This is a genomic window from Sphingomonas pollutisoli (genome assembly GCF_029167165.1).
GTDB lineage: Bacteria > Pseudomonadota > Alphaproteobacteria > Sphingomonadales > Sphingomonadaceae > Sphingomonas > Sphingomonas pollutisoli.
Window position 1 is genome coordinate 17110 of the sequence record NZ_JARFNJ010000022.1, and the last position, 14910, is coordinate 32019.

Annotated in this window: 14 protein-coding genes and 1 pseudogene; 7 read left to right on the forward strand and 8 right to left on the reverse strand. The window is 65.0% G+C overall.

Going from position 1 to position 14910, the window contains the following annotated elements; translation table 11 throughout:
• Positions 1 to 8 precede the first annotated feature (8 nt).
• Positions 9 to 1262, forward strand: coding sequence for an arsenic transporter (locus PX554_RS25040; RefSeq protein WP_275504856.1), 1254 nt, complete (start codon positions 9 to 11; stop codon positions 1260 to 1262).
• 155 nt (positions 1263 to 1417) lie between these two features.
• Here PX554_RS25040 and PX554_RS25045 read toward each other — a convergent pair whose 3' ends face one another.
• From PX554_RS25045 to PX554_RS25080, 8 genes and pseudogenes are all read right to left on the reverse strand, one after another.
• Entirely contained in the window at positions 1418 to 1624 is a 207-nt protein-coding gene (locus PX554_RS25045; RefSeq protein WP_275504857.1) for a hypothetical protein, read from the reverse strand.
• Positions 1625 to 1904: 280 nt separating this feature from the next.
• Entirely contained in the window at positions 1905 to 2690 is a 786-nt protein-coding gene (locus tag PX554_RS25050; protein ID WP_275504858.1) for a sulfite exporter TauE/SafE family protein, read from the reverse strand.
• Positions 2691 to 2807: 117 nt separating this feature from the next.
• Positions 2808 to 5957, reverse strand: a pseudogene (locus PX554_RS25055) (efflux RND transporter permease subunit).
• Complete coding sequence (locus PX554_RS25060) at positions 5954 to 7015, reverse strand: efflux RND transporter periplasmic adaptor subunit (protein ID WP_275504859.1); 1062 nt, start codon at positions 7013 to 7015, stop codon at positions 5954 to 5956. The pseudogene PX554_RS25055 and the gene PX554_RS25060 overlap by 4 nt, the downstream one beginning before the upstream one ends.
• Complete coding sequence (locus PX554_RS25065) at positions 7012 to 8427, reverse strand: TolC family protein (protein WP_275504860.1); 1416 nt, start codon at positions 8425 to 8427, stop codon at positions 7012 to 7014. Before PX554_RS25065 ends, PX554_RS25060 begins: the two co-directional genes overlap by 4 nt.
• Positions 8428 to 8535: 108 nt before the next feature.
• Positions 8536 to 9951, reverse strand: a complete 1416-nt coding sequence (locus PX554_RS25070) for a heavy metal sensor histidine kinase (RefSeq protein WP_275504861.1) — start codon at positions 9949 to 9951, stop codon at positions 8536 to 8538.
• 8 nt (positions 9952 to 9959) lie between these two features.
• Entirely contained in the window at positions 9960 to 10634 is a 675-nt protein-coding gene (locus tag PX554_RS25075; RefSeq protein ID WP_275504862.1) for a heavy metal response regulator transcription factor, read from the reverse strand.
• A gap of 175 nt (positions 10635 to 10809) precedes the next feature.
• Positions 10810 to 11007 carry a hypothetical protein gene (locus tag PX554_RS25080; RefSeq protein WP_275504863.1) on the reverse strand — a complete coding sequence of 66 codons (198 nt, stop codon included), beginning with the start codon at positions 11005 to 11007 and terminating at the stop codon, positions 10810 to 10812.
• Positions 11008 to 11381: 374 nt separating this feature from the next.
• Here PX554_RS25080 and PX554_RS25085 point away from each other — a divergent pair, with 374 nt between their 5' ends.
• Genes PX554_RS25085 through arsH form a run of 6 tightly spaced genes read left to right on the forward strand, consistent with a single transcriptional unit; the run spans position 11382 to position 14838 of the window.
• Complete coding sequence (locus tag PX554_RS25085; protein ID WP_275504864.1) at positions 11382 to 11714, forward strand: ArsR/SmtB family transcription factor; 333 nt, start codon at positions 11382 to 11384, stop codon at positions 11712 to 11714.
• An 11-nt stretch (positions 11715 to 11725) separates the two neighbouring features.
• A complete protein-coding gene (locus PX554_RS25090) occupies positions 11726 to 12253 on the forward strand; it encodes an arsenate reductase ArsC (protein WP_275504865.1) in 528 nt (175 codons plus the stop codon).
• Entirely contained in the window at positions 12253 to 12684 is a 432-nt protein-coding gene (gene arsC / locus PX554_RS25095) for an arsenate reductase (glutaredoxin) (protein WP_275504866.1), read from the forward strand. Before PX554_RS25090 ends, arsC begins: the two co-directional genes overlap by 1 nt.
• On the forward strand, positions 12681 to 13757 hold the full coding sequence (gene arsB / locus PX554_RS25100) for an ACR3 family arsenite efflux transporter (protein ID WP_275504867.1): 1077 nt from the start codon (positions 12681 to 12683) through the stop codon (positions 13755 to 13757). The genes arsC and arsB overlap by 4 nt, the downstream gene beginning before the upstream one ends.
• Positions 13754 to 14185: an arsenic resistance N-acetyltransferase ArsN2 gene (arsN2, locus tag PX554_RS25105; RefSeq protein WP_275504868.1), complete on the forward strand. Its 432-nt coding sequence runs from the start codon at positions 13754 to 13756 to the stop codon at positions 14183 to 14185. The genes arsB and arsN2 overlap by 4 nt, the downstream gene beginning before the upstream one ends.
• Positions 14185 to 14838: an arsenical resistance protein ArsH gene (gene arsH, locus PX554_RS25110; protein ID WP_275504869.1), complete on the forward strand. Its 654-nt coding sequence runs from the start codon at positions 14185 to 14187 to the stop codon at positions 14836 to 14838. Before arsN2 ends, arsH begins: the two co-directional genes overlap by 1 nt.
• The last annotated feature ends 72 nt before the right edge of the window (positions 14839 to 14910 follow it).

Genomic DNA, 14910 nt, shown 5'->3' on the forward strand with positions numbered 1-14910 from the left:
GAGGTGGCATGACTACCCCAGCCGCGCTCATCTGGACGATCTGTTTCGCTGCGACTGCCGGCGTGATCGTCAGGCCGTTTCGGTTGCCGGAAGCAACATGGGCGGTCGCCGGGGCCGCGTTGCTTCTGCTGTTCGGCCTGATACCCGCCGCCGATGCGCTTCACGCCGTGCGCAAGGGCACCGATGTCTACCTGTTTCTGATCGGCATGATGCTCTTGTCCGAAGCGGCCCGGCGCGAGGAGCTGTTCGATTGGCTGGCCCAGCACGCGGTTGTGCATGCGCGGGGCTCCTCGCCCCGCCTCTTCGCGCTGATATTTGCGGTGGGCACGCTGGTGACGATCTTCCTATCGAACGATGCCACCGCTGTGGTGTTGACGCCCGCGGTCTACGCTGCGGCGAAGAAGGCGAAGATCGATCCGCTGCCGATGCTTTTCGCCTGCGCAATGATCGCCAATGCGGCAAGCTTCGTGCTGCCGATCTCCAATCCCGCCAACCTCGTTCTCTACGGCGGCCATATGCCGCCGCTGGGCGCCTGGCTCGCGAGCTTCACGCTGCCCTCAATACTCTCGATCGCGGCCACCTATGCGGCCCTGCGCTTCGTCGAGCGCGACCGGCTTCGCGGTGCCGTGGCAAGCGATATCGCGATGTCGGCGCTGACGCGTGGCGGGCGAGTCGCGCTTGCAGGCATAGCCTGCACGGCGGTGCTGCTGCTCGCGGTCTCCGCATTCGATCGGCCGTTGGGGCTATGGACGTGCATCGCCGGCGCATGCACGGCCGGCGGTACGCTTCTCTTCCGCCGTGAAGCGCCGTGGCGACTGCTCCGGTCGATCGCCTGGGGCATCCTGCCGCTGGTGGCAGGGTTGTTCGTGTTGGTCGAGGCCCTGGATCGCAGCGGACTCGTCGCTCTGCTTGCCAGCCTGTTGCGCGAGGCAGTAAGCATCGCGCCGGATCGCGCCGCCTTCGGCAGCGCGACGATGCTCGCGCTGGCAACGAACCTCACCAACAACTTGCCCGCCGGCCTGATCGCCAGCACCACGATCGCGCAAGCTGCCCCGCCACATCAGGTCACCGATGCCTTGCTGATCGCGGTCGATCTGGGCCCGAACCTCTCGATCACCGGGTCGCTCGCGACGATCCTGTGGTTGTCCGCTATCAGGCGTGAGGGTGAGAATATCAGCTTCTGGCGGTTCCTGAAGGTCGGCACCGCCGTGATGCCGCCTGCCCTTCTCCTGGCGCTTGGATGCAGGCTGGCCCTGGGTTGAGCATGACGCTGGAGAATTGCCGGCTGAGGACGATAAAGCGAATATCGTATCCCAAGCTGCAATATATGGCTCCTGCCACATTGCCGGTGCAGGCTACAAAAGCTTCTGCGCTGGGAGCCCGGCCTCTGGTCGAGACCCGGTCTCGGCTCGCTATCCTACTGGGGAGAACGCAATGTGAGCGTGGAACGGCCCGAAGCCCGATTTGGCTTTTCAGCCGCCGATCGCAGTTCGCGCGCCTTGGCGGCGAATTCGCGAGCTAGCTGGTCATGAGCAAGCGCGGCTTCGGCACAAGATGCCGTCGCTGCGGCTTGCTTCTCTTGCTGGATTCGCCGTTCGCAATAATCGGCGGTCACTTCGTTCATATCGGCCTCCTGTGATCAAAAAGGCCCCTTTGCACTATCCCTTTGTTGTCGCATCGTTTTGCGCGGAAAGTCGGTTCTCCACATTTCCACACAATGCTCTGGTCATCGTCATGGCCGCTACCGTGAATGGACAGCGCGCCTCTTTCGAAATGGTGCGGACAACCAACCCGTTGAAGTTCGTCGGGTTGGCACGTCGCTGTACGCGCATTAGCCATTCGACATAGACAGCCGCTGGAACATAGCATCACGAAGATTGTGGCGCAAAGGGCCGCACATCCCCTCATGCACCAAGAATGCCGCTTGCAAGCAATCCGCCGATGGCCAGCATAAGCCCTGCGACAATGATGCGGACGGTGGCGATCGTCGCCTTTCTCGCATAGCGCGCGCCGGTCCAGGCGCCGGCAAAGGCACATAATGTGCCTGTCGCAACCAGCCGAAAGTCATCACCGCTGACGGCCTCCGTGGCGCTGAAGTTCATCACATAGGTCGGCAGCCGCGACAGGTCGATGAGGATGGCGATCATCACACCGGTTGCGATGTAGCGCGGAGGAGCGAGACCGGCCTTGAGGAGGAACATTGAACGCAGCGCGCCCTGCTGACCACTGAAGCCACCGAGCAATCCGGTGATGAGCCCGCCAAGCGGCATGAGCCGGGGAGGCGCTGCGAGCCTCTGAAACCATGGCTGCATCTCGAGAAGAGCGAACAGGATCATCAGGGCGCCAATCGCCGCACGGGCGCCGGTCGCGCTGAACCTGTGTCCGAACGCGCTCCATACGTAAAGCGGACCGGCCTGCCCAAGACGGGCAAGCAGCCATGCGCCGATGACGGCCGCGGGAATCGCCGGCACGCCAAAACGAAGGACGGTGCGCCAGTCGGCCGCTTTGCCGACAAGGCCGCCTTTGAAGATATTGTTCAGCAGATGCACTATGCCTGTCGCCGCGACGGCGGTCGGCACCGGGAAGAATAGCGCAAAAGCCGGAAGCAGCACGGTGCCCAGACCAAAGCCCGAGTAGAGGGTCAAGGCGGATGCCAGAAATGCCGTGAGTCCGACAATTGCATGATCCATGGAATCTTGTCCTTAACCTCGTTGCTCATGCGGGCGAGCGCAAGGAGGTAACATGAATCCTGAAAACCGCCTTGGATCGCGCAACGCCCATGACGATGGAAGCGCTGGCAACCGGAGCTAAGTCGTCCGCTCCTCCAATTCGTCCACCATCGGCTCGAACCGCCCGAACAGGACGGCGAGGGTCGGCAGCACGAGCAGGTTCAGGAGCATTGAGGTCATCAGGCCGCCGAGGATCACGGCGGCCATCGGCCCTTCGATCTCTCGGCCCGGATCGGACATGCCGATCGCGAGCGGCAACAGGCCAAGCGCGGTCACCAGCGAGGTCATCAGGATCGGCACAAGCCGATCGGCGGCGCCCTCGATCGCCGTCTCCAGGCCCCAGCTCCGGCCCTCGACCGTGACCAGATATTCGAAGTGCGAGATCATCATGATCGAGTTGCGGAGCGTAATGCCGAACAGGGTCACGAACCCGACCATCGATCCGAGCGATAATGTTCCCCCGGTGACGAGGACAGCCAGCACGCCACCGGCCAGCGCAAACGGCAGATTGGCGAGCACCAGCATCAAATTGCGCCCGTTGCGGGTGATGATCGAGAGCAGCAACAGGATGCCAATGCCTGCGATCAGAGAATTCAGGATCAGGTCGCGCTGCGAGCGGGCCTGCGCCTCGGCGGTGCCCGCGAAGCTGATATAGCTGCCGGACGGCAGCTTCACCTTGGCGGCGACCGCTGCTTTCGCCTCCTTGACGAACGAGGCAACGTCGCGGCCGGCGACATTGGTAGCGACGGTTTGCAGCCGGCGCGCGCCCTCATGCTGGATCTGGTAGCGGCCGGGCGCCATGAAGATATCGGCGACCTGGCTCAGTTGGACGAAGGCGCCGCCGGGCGTGCGCAGCGGCAGCGCACCGATCTTGGCCACATCGCCGCGGCTGGCCGGATCGACGATCGTCATCACGTCAAAGACCCGCGCGCCCTCATAGGTCTGGCCGACCACATTGCCCTGATAGGCGGTGCTGACCAGATCGAGCACCTCGACCGGGCTCAGCCCCCAGCGCAGCAGATCGGCCTTGCGCAGGCGGATGGTGAGCTGCGGCAGGCCGGGCGGCGACTGGACCTGGACCTCGCTTGCACCCCTGATGGCTCCGAGTACGCCCGCGATCTCCGCCGCCTTCTGATCTAGGACATCGAGATTATTGCCGAACACGTTGACGGCGACCGAGGCGGTGTAGCCCGACAGCGTTTCCTCGACGCGTTCGGTCAGGAAGGTCTTGACCGAGGCGTTCGCGCCAACGAACCCGGCGAGCCGTTTACGGATCTCGGCCTGCGCCGCCTCCGCCTCGCGACCCGACAGCGGGATCAGGTCGACCTCGACCTCGCTATAATGCGTACCCCAGGTGTCGTCCGCGCGCGGTGCGCGCCCGACCCGCTGCGCGACCGATTTTACCGCCGGGATCGCCTTCAAAGCCGTAGTGACGCGTGCGCCGAGCCGCAGCGACTCCTCGATCGAGGTGCCCGGCGCGGTCGACATATGGACGATATAATGGCCTTCCTTCAGTTCGGGCAGGAACGCGGCGCCGAGGAACGGAAGCGCCGCGCAACTCAGCAGCGTGAACGCCACGGCTGACAGGATGAGCGCCTTGGGCCGCGTGGCGATCCGTCCGAGGATGCGCGCATAGCGCCCGCGTGACCAGCGCACGACCGGCGGATCGTCAACCGAATGGCTGTTGTGGGCAAGGAGCAGCATTGCGAGCGCCGGCGTTACCAGCAGCGCGACGAGCAGCGAGGCAAGCACCGCCAGGATATAGGCAAGGCCGAGCGGCGCGAACAATCGCCCCGCAATGCCAGGCAGCGCGATGACGGGCAGGAAGACGAGGATCACCGCGAGGGTCGCATAGACCACCGCGCTGCGGACCTCGAACACCGCATCGAGCACGACCCGTCCCGCTGGCCGCGGCGCCTCGAGGCGGAGATTCTCGCGCAGGCGGCGCACGATATTCTCGACCCCGATTACGGCATCGTCGACCACCTCGCCGATGGCGATGGCGAGACCACCGAGCGTCATCGTGTTGAGGCTGATGCCAAGATATTGCAGCACGAGCGTCGCGGCCAGCAGCGACAGCGGGATCGCGGTGCAGGAGATCGCAGCGGTCCGCAGATGGAAGAGAAACAGGAACAGGACGACGATCACCAGGACACCGCCGAGAATGAGCGAGGAGCGCACATTGGCGATGGCGGTGGTGATGAAGTTGGCAGGCCGGAAGACGTCGGCGTGGAGCGCGACGCCCTCGGTCGCGAGCGCAGGGCGGAGATCGGCCAGTGCCGCTTCGACGGCCTGTGTTACCTCTACGGTGTTGGTGCCATATTGTTCGGAAATGTTGAGGATGACACCGGGTTTGCCCTCGACCAGCGCGCCGCCGACGGGCGGCACGGGCGCTTCGACCACCTCGGCCACGCTCCCGAGCGTCACGCGCCCGATCGCCTGATTGGTGCCGCCCTGGCCGACAACCACCGTGCGGGCGATCTCGTCCAGGCTCAGCGACTGCCCCTCGGTCTGGAACACCAGCCGTTGGTTCTTCGTGTCGATGAAGCCCGCGCCACGCACGCCGGTCGCCTGGCGCGCCGCAGTCGCGACATCGGCGAGGCTGAGGCCATATTGGACGAGTTTTTCGGGATGGACCTGGATCTGGATCGAGCGCGTGTCGCCCCCGAAGATCGTGACGTCGGCGACGCCGGGCACGGCGAGCAACCGCAGCCGCACGGTCCACTCGGCCAGCGTGTGCAGGTCCATCTGCGACCGACGGGCCGAGGTAAGGCCGATCACCAGCACGTTGCTGGTCGAGGAGGTGAGCGGCGTGATCGTCGGGGCCTGCACGCCTTGCGGCAGTTGCTGGCCGGTTGCCGCCAGCCGTTCGGCAACGAGCTAGCGATCGCGGTAGATGTCGCTGCTGGCCGCGAAGAAGACTTTCACGACCGAGAGGCCCTGGATCGAGGTCGAGCGCAATGTCTCGACCCCCGGCACGCCGTTGACCGCGGTCTCGATCGGGCGGGTGACGAGTGTCTCGACCTGCTCGGGCGTCAGCCCGGCCGCTTCAGTCTGGATCGCGACCTGTGGCGGCGCGAATTCCGGGAAAACGTCATAACGGGCATGCCCGAGCGCATAGACCCCATAGACGACGAGCAGGCAGGAGAGCGCGACGACGATGCCGCGAAAGCGGATCGCGAAGGTGATGAGGGCGGCTTGCCGGCCCGCGGCCGGACGCGGGGTCAATCTTCGTCCCCGGCGGCCTGCGTCTGGGGCCGCAGTTCCTCGGATAGGAGAAGTTGCGCTCCGGTGGTGACGAGGCGCGCACCCGGCGGCAGAGTCGCAACGAGATACCCGCCCGATGCCGCGAGGTCGGTCGCGACCGGCACCCTTTTATAGGTGCGCGGGCCTGTCTGCTGATAGGCCCAGGACTGGCCCTGCCAGACCACCATCGCCGATCCCGGTACGACCACACCGCTCCGGCTGGTCGTCGTCGGTAGCAGCGCCATGACGTTCATGCCCGACACCAGGCCGGAGGTCGCCGGAATGATATAATAGAAGCTCGCGCCCTGAATTCTGGGATCGGTGCGGGTCGCGGCCGAGATAAACTGCGCTTGCGCCGGTCCGTGCCCGTCGATCACGACGGTGATCCGACGCGGCGGAGCCGTGATGGTCGTGTCCGGTGGGGTGGTGACCTGTAGCAGCAGGGTCCGCCGCTCGCTCAGGCTTTGCACCAGCGGCGATCGCAGCGCGCCGAGCGCGTTGCCGAACTGCGCTCGCGCATTGGCGGTCACGGTCGCGGCCTGCGCCTGCGCCGCCGCCACGGCCGCCTGGTCGCTCTGATAGCTCGCGTCGGCCGCCTGGAGCTGGGCCAACGAGACATTCTGAGCGTCGCGATAGAGCATGCGTGCCCGCTCGGCGCCGGGACGCGACGCGGCGGCCCTTGCGCGTGCCGCCGCCACCTGCGCGTCGGCATTGAGGGCAGCGTTGCGCAGATCGATCAGCGGTCCGACATCGAGGACGGCGGCATAGGCGCGAGACGGTTCGGTCCCGGACGCAGCCGCCAGCATCGTCGTCCCGATCCCGCTGCGCTTCTGCTCGGTTGCGTCCAATGTGATGATGGTCGCGCCATCGACCGTCGCGACACGCGGGGCTTCCGCATTCTGCGGGGCGGTCGCGCGCGCTTCGCTTCTTTCCTGTTCGGGGGAATCGCAGCCTGCGAGTAGCAGGGCACTGGTGAAGATCGCCACCAGCGTCAACGACGGGCGGACCTTCCCCGGGGGTAGCGGCGGCGTTCGATTCATTGAGGCGTTTCCTCGACCCTGCGTGGGCTGGTGGATGGGATGGCGAAGGGCGCGCCGGTGCCGAACAGCGGTTGCTGGACGGCGTCCTCGATCTGGCCCAGCGCCTGGCGCTGCGCGACAGCGGCATCCAGGCGCGACAGCTCGGCTGCCGCAACCTCCAGATCGCCCGCCAGTAGCGTCGGCCGATCGATCTGGCCGGCTTGGAAAAGACGAATGGTGCGGGCCTGGCGCGACCGCGCCGCCGCCAGCAGCGCGTCGGCCGTTGCAAGGCTGCGGGTCGCACCTTGCCAGCTTGCCATAGTCGTATCGATCGCACCGATGATCTGCGCCTGGAGCGCGAGGAAGCCTGCCGCGGCCTGCTTGCGGCGGGCGGTTGCCTCGGCGATCGGCCCCTGATTTTGGTTGAAGATCGGCAGGTCGAGCGTCAGCGGCAGGCTGAACTTCCGGTCGCCCTGGTCATAGGTGTAGCCGGGGCCGAAGCTCAGATTGGGATATTGGTTGGCAACCTGGAGCTTCAGCGCCGATTGCGACGCCTCGTACTGGGCAAGCGCCGCCTGAACATCCGATCGTCCGGTCAGCGCCGCTTGGCGCAGATCGCCGATGGCGGGGGATGCGCCGGCCAGCCGATCGCTGCCAAGGCTATCAAGATTGATCGTGACGCCATCGAACGCGTGCGCAGGAAGGCCGACGGCGCTCGCCACCTGCGTCCGCGCGGTCGCGACGGCGCGCTCGGCATCGCGAACCGCGAGCGTGAACTGGTCGCGGTTGATGGCTTCCCGCGCAACATCGAGGCCGGAGGCTTCGCCGGCACCGAGCCGGTGTTCGAGCAACTCGAACAACTGCGCCTGCTGTTCGAGCCGGCGACGCGCCAGGTCGAGATGCTGATCGGCGCTCCACAAGTCGAGCAGGGCCGAGCGCACGCCGCCACGAACCTGCCAGACAGCGGTGGTGATATCGAACCGCGCCGCGTCCGCCTGGTCGCGCGCCTCGGTGGTGCGATCGCCGCGCTTGCCGAAGGTCTCGACAAGCAGGTTGATCGCCGCGCCGACCGTCCAGGGCGACGGGATCATGGTGGTGGCGTTATATTGTGGCGACAGATTGAGCGAGGGATTGGGCCGCTGCGCCGCCGTGCGGATCGCGGCCTTCGCGACCTCGGCCCTGGCATAGGCAATATCGAGATTGGGGTGGAAATAGAGCGCAGCCAGCGTCAGTCGGTCGAGCGTCCACCCGCTTCCCTGATCGTCCGGCCGGGCGGCGGCGATGAAGCCGGCAAGGCGGGGATCGTCGAGCGTGCGGGCATCGAAGCGGGCCGCGCTTTGCGCCGGCACAATCGGCTCGGCACGATAGGTCGCGCACCCGGCGAGTAGGCTGGTCGCGCAGCCGAGGAGAAAAATATCGCGAAGTCTCGACATGCACCCGCCCGAAACGCCACCCGATTGGCGCCCCGTTCGATTGCCCGGCGGACGATGACATTCGTCTGAGATTTAGATGACGGGATCGTAATCTCGGAGGCACCGGAACTACTCGGCGGGGAACAGCAGGCTGACCCTGGTGCCACCGCCTGGCCAGCTGTCGACGGCGACCCGCCCGCTGTGACGCTCGATGATACTTCGCACGATCGCGAGCCCCAGTCCCGCATGATCGGCGCCCGAACGCGCGCTATCGGCACGGTAGAAGCGCTCGAAGACATGCGGGAGGTGCTCGGGCGCGATGCCGCAGCCAGTGTCGGCAACAAGGAGGTGCAAACCAGCGGCATCGGACCTCGCCTCAAGCCGCACGTCCCCACCCATTTCGGTGTGAGCGATGGCGTTAGACACCAGATTGCCGATCGCCTGCTGGAAGAGGATGCGATCGAGCCTTGCTTTCGGAGAGCCGTCCACCACCGCGCTCAGGGTCACACCCTTGTCCGATGCCGCTGCCTCGTAGAAGTCACGGACCGCATCGATCTCACGGGCGATATCCACTTCCTCGGCCTGCAGCGCCTCATGACCTCCCTCCGCGCGTGCGAGAAACAGCAGCCCCGAGATGATGCGTGAGATGCGGGCGCATTCTTCTAGGCTGGAACCGAGCAGGTCGCGATACTCCTCGCTCGAACGTGCCTTGCTCAGCGCCACCTCGATCTCGCCGCGCAGATTGTTGACCGGCGTGCGCAACTCGTGCGCGACATCGTCGGAGAAGCGCGACATCTGGCCGAATGACTGTTCCAGGCGGTCGAGCATCGTGTTGAAGGTCTCGGCCAGCCCGGACAGTTCCGCCGGCAGGCCTGCCGTCGCAATGCGCTCATGGAGCGTGCTCGACCCGACCCGTTCGGCCGTCTCGCCGATCCGCCGGATCGGCCGCATCCCGCTTCGCGCGATCAGATAGCCGATCGCGGCCGAAGCGATCAGCGAGAGGCTCAGCACGAGCGCAAGCCGCCGCCGGTAGATCGCGAGCAGACGCTCCTCGTCGCCGCGGTTCATCGCGAGCTGGACGAACCCGCGCGTCGGCGATCCGTCGGTCGCAACGGGTGCGGTGAGTGTCTCGAACAGATCTCCCTGTGCCGTGCGGATGCTATGCCTGACGGGCGCGTCGCCCCGGCTTGCGGTGAGGTCGGGGGAGACGGGCGGCGGAGCGATCCGGTCCATGCCTGGCGTTTCCACCACGACGGCGCCCGACGGTGCGAGCAGGCGCAGATAGAGTTCGCGGTCGTCGTCGGGGACCAGGCCGGCGGAAACGCTGCGCCAAGAGGATGATGGGATTGGCGAGGCATTCAAGACGAGCCTGATATTGTTCAGCTCATCCCTGGCGAAGCGGGCATCCTCACGCTCGAAGTTCGTCGCCAACACCCAATAGAGGAAGCCCGTTGCGGCAAGGATCAGTCCGAAGGCGCAGGTCGCATACCAGAGACTGAGGCGGACGGCGATCGAACGAGGCCACAGGCGGCGGTCCCGGTTCACGGACGCCATCAAGCCCGCACTTCGAGAACATAGCCGACGCCGCGCACCGTATGGATCAGCTTGTCATCGAAGGGGTCGTCCACCTTGAGGCGCAGACGGCGCATATGAACATCGACCACGTTCGAATCACTGTCGAAGTTGATATCCCAGACCTGCTCGGCGATCAGTGTGCGCGACAACACGTCGCCCGATCGCCGCACCAGCAGCGACAGCAGCAGGAACTCCTTGGGAGTCAGATCGAGCGGCAGCCCGCGTCGGGTCGCGCGGTGACGCCGCGGATCGATTTCCAGATCGGCGATGCGCTGGATGTCGGGCTGGCGCGGTGTACCCCGGCGCAGGACCGTGCGGATGCGCGCCAGCAGTTCCGAAAAGGCGAACGGCTTGACGAGATAGTCGTCCGCCCCGAGTTCTAGCCCGCGCACGCGATCATGAACGGCATCGCGCGCGGTCAGGAACAGTACTGGCGTCTCCACCCCGGCGGACCGCAGGCCGGTCAGGATGGACCATCCGTCCTTTCCGGGCAGCATGACATCGAGAATGATGAGGTCATAGCCGCCATCGCTTGCCAGATGCGCTCCATCGATGCCGTTGGCCGCGAGGTCGGCGACGAAGCCGTTTTCTTCGAGACCCTGGCGAAGATAGGCGGCTGTCTTGGGGTCATCTTCGGCGATCAATATTCTCATATCAGTCCATGCAATATTCACCGATGGATCGGCTGTTACTTTGTAGGGCAGTCATGGCGAGACTAACACCGAGCAGCATCTCATGGGGAGGGATATACCACGGATCCTGACATTCCCCGGATTGGGGCAATTGCCGAAAACCCGCTCGCAGAAAAGGGGCGGCGACCGGCCTCTGTCAGCCGCCTTGGCCCATGGTCGCAAATATTCCAATGACAGCGACGCCCATGACGATCGTTGCGATCCAGCCGACGCTCTTTAGGATCGGAGGAAGGGTGAACGCGCCCATCGCCGTCTTGTTACCCGATAACAACATCATCATGACCATGATCGGGACGGCCACCACACTGACTGGGAATCGTGTATCAACAGCCATTTGCTTGTCGGCCGATTAGCCGAGCGTTTTGACGCTCTTTCAAGGGCGTTGGGGTTTGCTCTACTCTGCGTGCCGGCAATCAGCCACGCCGCTGGGCAGCTCTGGGAGAGCCATACATGAAGGATTTGGCTTCGCTGCGGCGTCGCGCCATCGCACTATTTGCGCAACGTCATCGGCCGCCAACGCCATTCTCCGCCGGAATTGCAGGTCGGTCCTCTCGACGCCAGCGGCCAGCTCCGCCCCAATTGCCGCATCCGCAGCAGCCTCACCGGAGATAACGCTCAGGTTCGCACATAGACGCCCGACCACCACTGACGAGCGACCAAGGCAAATGCTTCCCTCGACAATATCCTAACATCTATTATTATGGATATATGGATAATGATTCGGCCATCGCAGCCTTAGGCGCTCTCGCGCAGAGCACTCGCCTCGACGCATTTCGACTTCTGGTTCGACACGAGCCCGATGGCCTCGCCGCCGGCGAAGTCGCGCGAATGCTCGACGTACCGCAGAACACCATGTCGGTGCATCTCGCGACGCTCGCGCGCTCTGGGCTGATCCGCGCGGAACGGCGCAGCCGCATCATCAACTATCGCGCCGAGCTCGATCAGTTGAAGGCGCTTACCCTGTTCCTCGTCAAGGATTGCTGCGGCGGCAAGGCGGAGCTGTGCGAACCGCTTATCGCCGAACTCGTCCCCTGCTGCTGATGGAGTCCATCATGTCCGATCGTATCCTCAACGTCCTCTTCCTGTGCACCGGCAACTCGGCGCGTTCGATCCTCGCCGAGAGCGCGCTGAACAAGCTGGGTGACGGGCGCTTCCGGGCTTTTTCCGCGGGCAGCTTTCCAAAGGGTGCCGTCAACCCAGACGCGATCGCCGTGCTTGAGCGGATCGAATACCCGACCGAAGGCCTGCGGTCGAAGAGCTGGGAGGAGTTTTCCGGCGCCGACGCACCTGTGATGGATTTCGTGTTCACGGTCTGCGACGACGCGGCGGGCGAGACCTGCCCCGTCTGGCTGGGCCATCCGATGACAGCGCACTGGGGCATCGAGGATCCAAGCCACGTCCAGGGCACGCCGGTGGAACGCGAGCGGGCATTCGTCATGGCGCTCCGCTACCTTGAGAACCGCATCAAATTGTTCATAGCCCTGCCGTTCGATCGGCTCGACGCCTTGGCATTACGCGCGCATGTCCACGAGATCGGCCAGGGCGAAGGGGCGAGCAGCCGCCACGGGGACGCAGCGTGATGCCCGTCGATATCGTGATCTACCACAACCCGGAGTGTGGCACGTCGCGCAACACGCTGGCGATGATCCGCAACGCCGGAATCGAGCCGCACGTCGTCGAATATCTGAAGACCCCGCCGTCGCGAGCGATGCTGGTGTCGCTCCTCGGTCGGATGGGCATTCCACCGCGTGCCATGCTGCGCGAAAAGGGCACGCCCTTCGTCGAACTGGGACTCGGCGATGCGACGCTCGGCGACGATCACCTCGTCGATGCGATGATGGAGCATCCGATCCTGATCAACCGCCCGATCGTCGTCTCGCCGCTCGGCGTGAAGCTCTGTCGCCCTTCCGAAAAGGTGCTCGACCTGCTGCCGGGTGACCAGCGTGGAGCCTTCACGAAGGAAGACGGCGAGCGCGTCGTCGATGACAGCGGCCAGCGGGTCGCGTCATGAACGCCACCACTGTTGAAGCATTGGCGCCGGCCAAGCCGGCGATCAGCACGTTCGAGCGTTATCTCAGTGTCTGGGTCGCGCTGTGCATCGTGGTCGGCATCGCGTTCGGCTACGCGCTGCCCGGCCTGTTCAGCGTGATCGCTGCGGCCGAGGTGGCTCGGGTCAACCTCGTGGTCGCCGTGCTGATCTGGCTGATGATCATTCCGATGCTGCTCAAGATCGATCTCGGCGCGCTCGGGTCGGTCCGGCGGCACTGGAAGGGCGTCGGCGTGACGCTGTTCATCAACTGGGCGGTCAAGCCCTTCTCGATGGCGCTGCTCGGCACGCTGTTCCTGGGCTGGCTGTTTCACCCACTTCTGCCCGCGGCCGATGTCAGCTCCTATATCGCGGGGCTTATCCTCCTGGCGGCAGCGCCGTGCACGGCGATGGTGTTCGTCTGGTCCAATCTCTGCGACGGCGATCCGACCTATACGCTCAGCCAGGTCGCGCTGAACGACATCATCATGGTGTTCGCGTTCGCGCCGCTGGTCGGCCTGCTGCTCGGCGTCGCGTCGATCACCGTCCCGTGGGACACGCTGCTGATTTCGGTGCTGCTTTACATCGTGGTGCCGGTGATCGTAGCCCAGGTCATTCGGCGTGCGGTGCTGTCGTCGGGGGGCCAGCTTGCACTCGACCGGCTGCTCGGCCGTCTCGGACCGATATCGCTCGTAGCACTGCTGACGACGCTGGTGCTGTTGTTCGGATTCCAGGGCCAGGCAATCATCGCGCATCCGCTGGTGATCGGCCTGATCGCCGTCCCCATCCTGATCCAAGTCTATTTCAACGCCGGGCTGGCTTATTGGCTGAGCCGCCGGCTGGGCGTTGCCTGGTGCGTGGCGGCGCCTGCCGCGCTGATCGGCGCGTCCAACTTTTTCGAATTGGCGGTGGCCGCCGCAATCAGCCTGTTCGGGCTCAACTCGGGCGCGGCACTTGCGACCGTGGTCGGCGTGCTCGTCGAGGTGCCGGTCATGCTGTCGGTGGTGACCATCGTGAAGGCGACGCGACCCTGGTATGAGCAGCGGATTCCGGCATGATCGTGACCGTCCTCGATGCCGGCTCGCTGCCCGATCTGGCGGCTGAACTGGCTGCATCGGGTTTGCCGGTCAGCGATCTCGCCGAGCCGGACCGGCAATTCTACAGATTAGAGGATGATGCCGGCGTCATCGGCTATGGCGGGGTTGAAGGCGCCGGTGCTGATCGCCTTCTCCGCTCGCTCGTCGTGAAACCGGATCGCCGCGGAAGGGCCTCGGGGTCGGCGATGCTGGCCGCGATCGAGCGCGCTTCCGTCGCGGACGGCGCCGTGAGCTTCTATCTTCTCACCACCACGGCCGCGCCCTTCTTCCGTCGCCACGGCTATCGAACCGCCGAGCGGGCCGATGCGCCCGCCACGATCGCCGGTTCGGCCGAGTTTCGGTCGCTGTGCCCGGCAAGCGCTGCCTTTCTCTCCAAGCGGATTGCCTGATGTCGCGTCTTCGTATCCTTGCCGACCCCGATCATCTGCCGGCGCTCGATCGCGCGCTCGTGCGATCGAATCCTGCTGCGGGCCTTGGCCCGCTTGATCATCCGCCGCGCATATTGCTGCTCTACGGATCGCTTCGGGAGCGCTCGTTCAGCCGGCTCGCTGTCGAGGAAGCGGCGCGCCTGCTGATCCTGTTCGGTGCAGAGGTGCGGATATTCGATCCCTCCGATCTGCCGCTGCCCGACCAGGTCAAGGGCGACGATCATCCGGCCGTCCACGAATTGCGCCAGCATGCCCTTTGGTCGGAAGGCATGGTCTGGTGCAGCCCGGAGCGCCACGGCCAGATCACCGGCATCATGAAGGCGCAGATCGACCATCTGCCGCTGGAGTTCGGCGGCATGCGTCCTACCCAGGGTCGCACGCTCGCGGTGATGCAGGTCTCCGGCGGCTCACAGTCGTTCAACGCGGTAAACACGCTGCGCCTGCTCGGGCGCTGGATGCGAATGTTCACAATCCCGAACCAGTCGAGCATCGCGATGGCGTTCAAGGAGTTCGACGAAGCAGGTCGCCTGAACGCGTCGAGCTATTATGACCGCATCGTTGACGTGATGGAGGAATTGGTTCGGTTCACGGTCCTGACCCGCGGCTATGTGTAGCGGCTTGCAATAATGATCGCCCGGAACTGCAATAAAGGGCGGTTTCCGGCTCACATTGCGTGAGACGTTCAG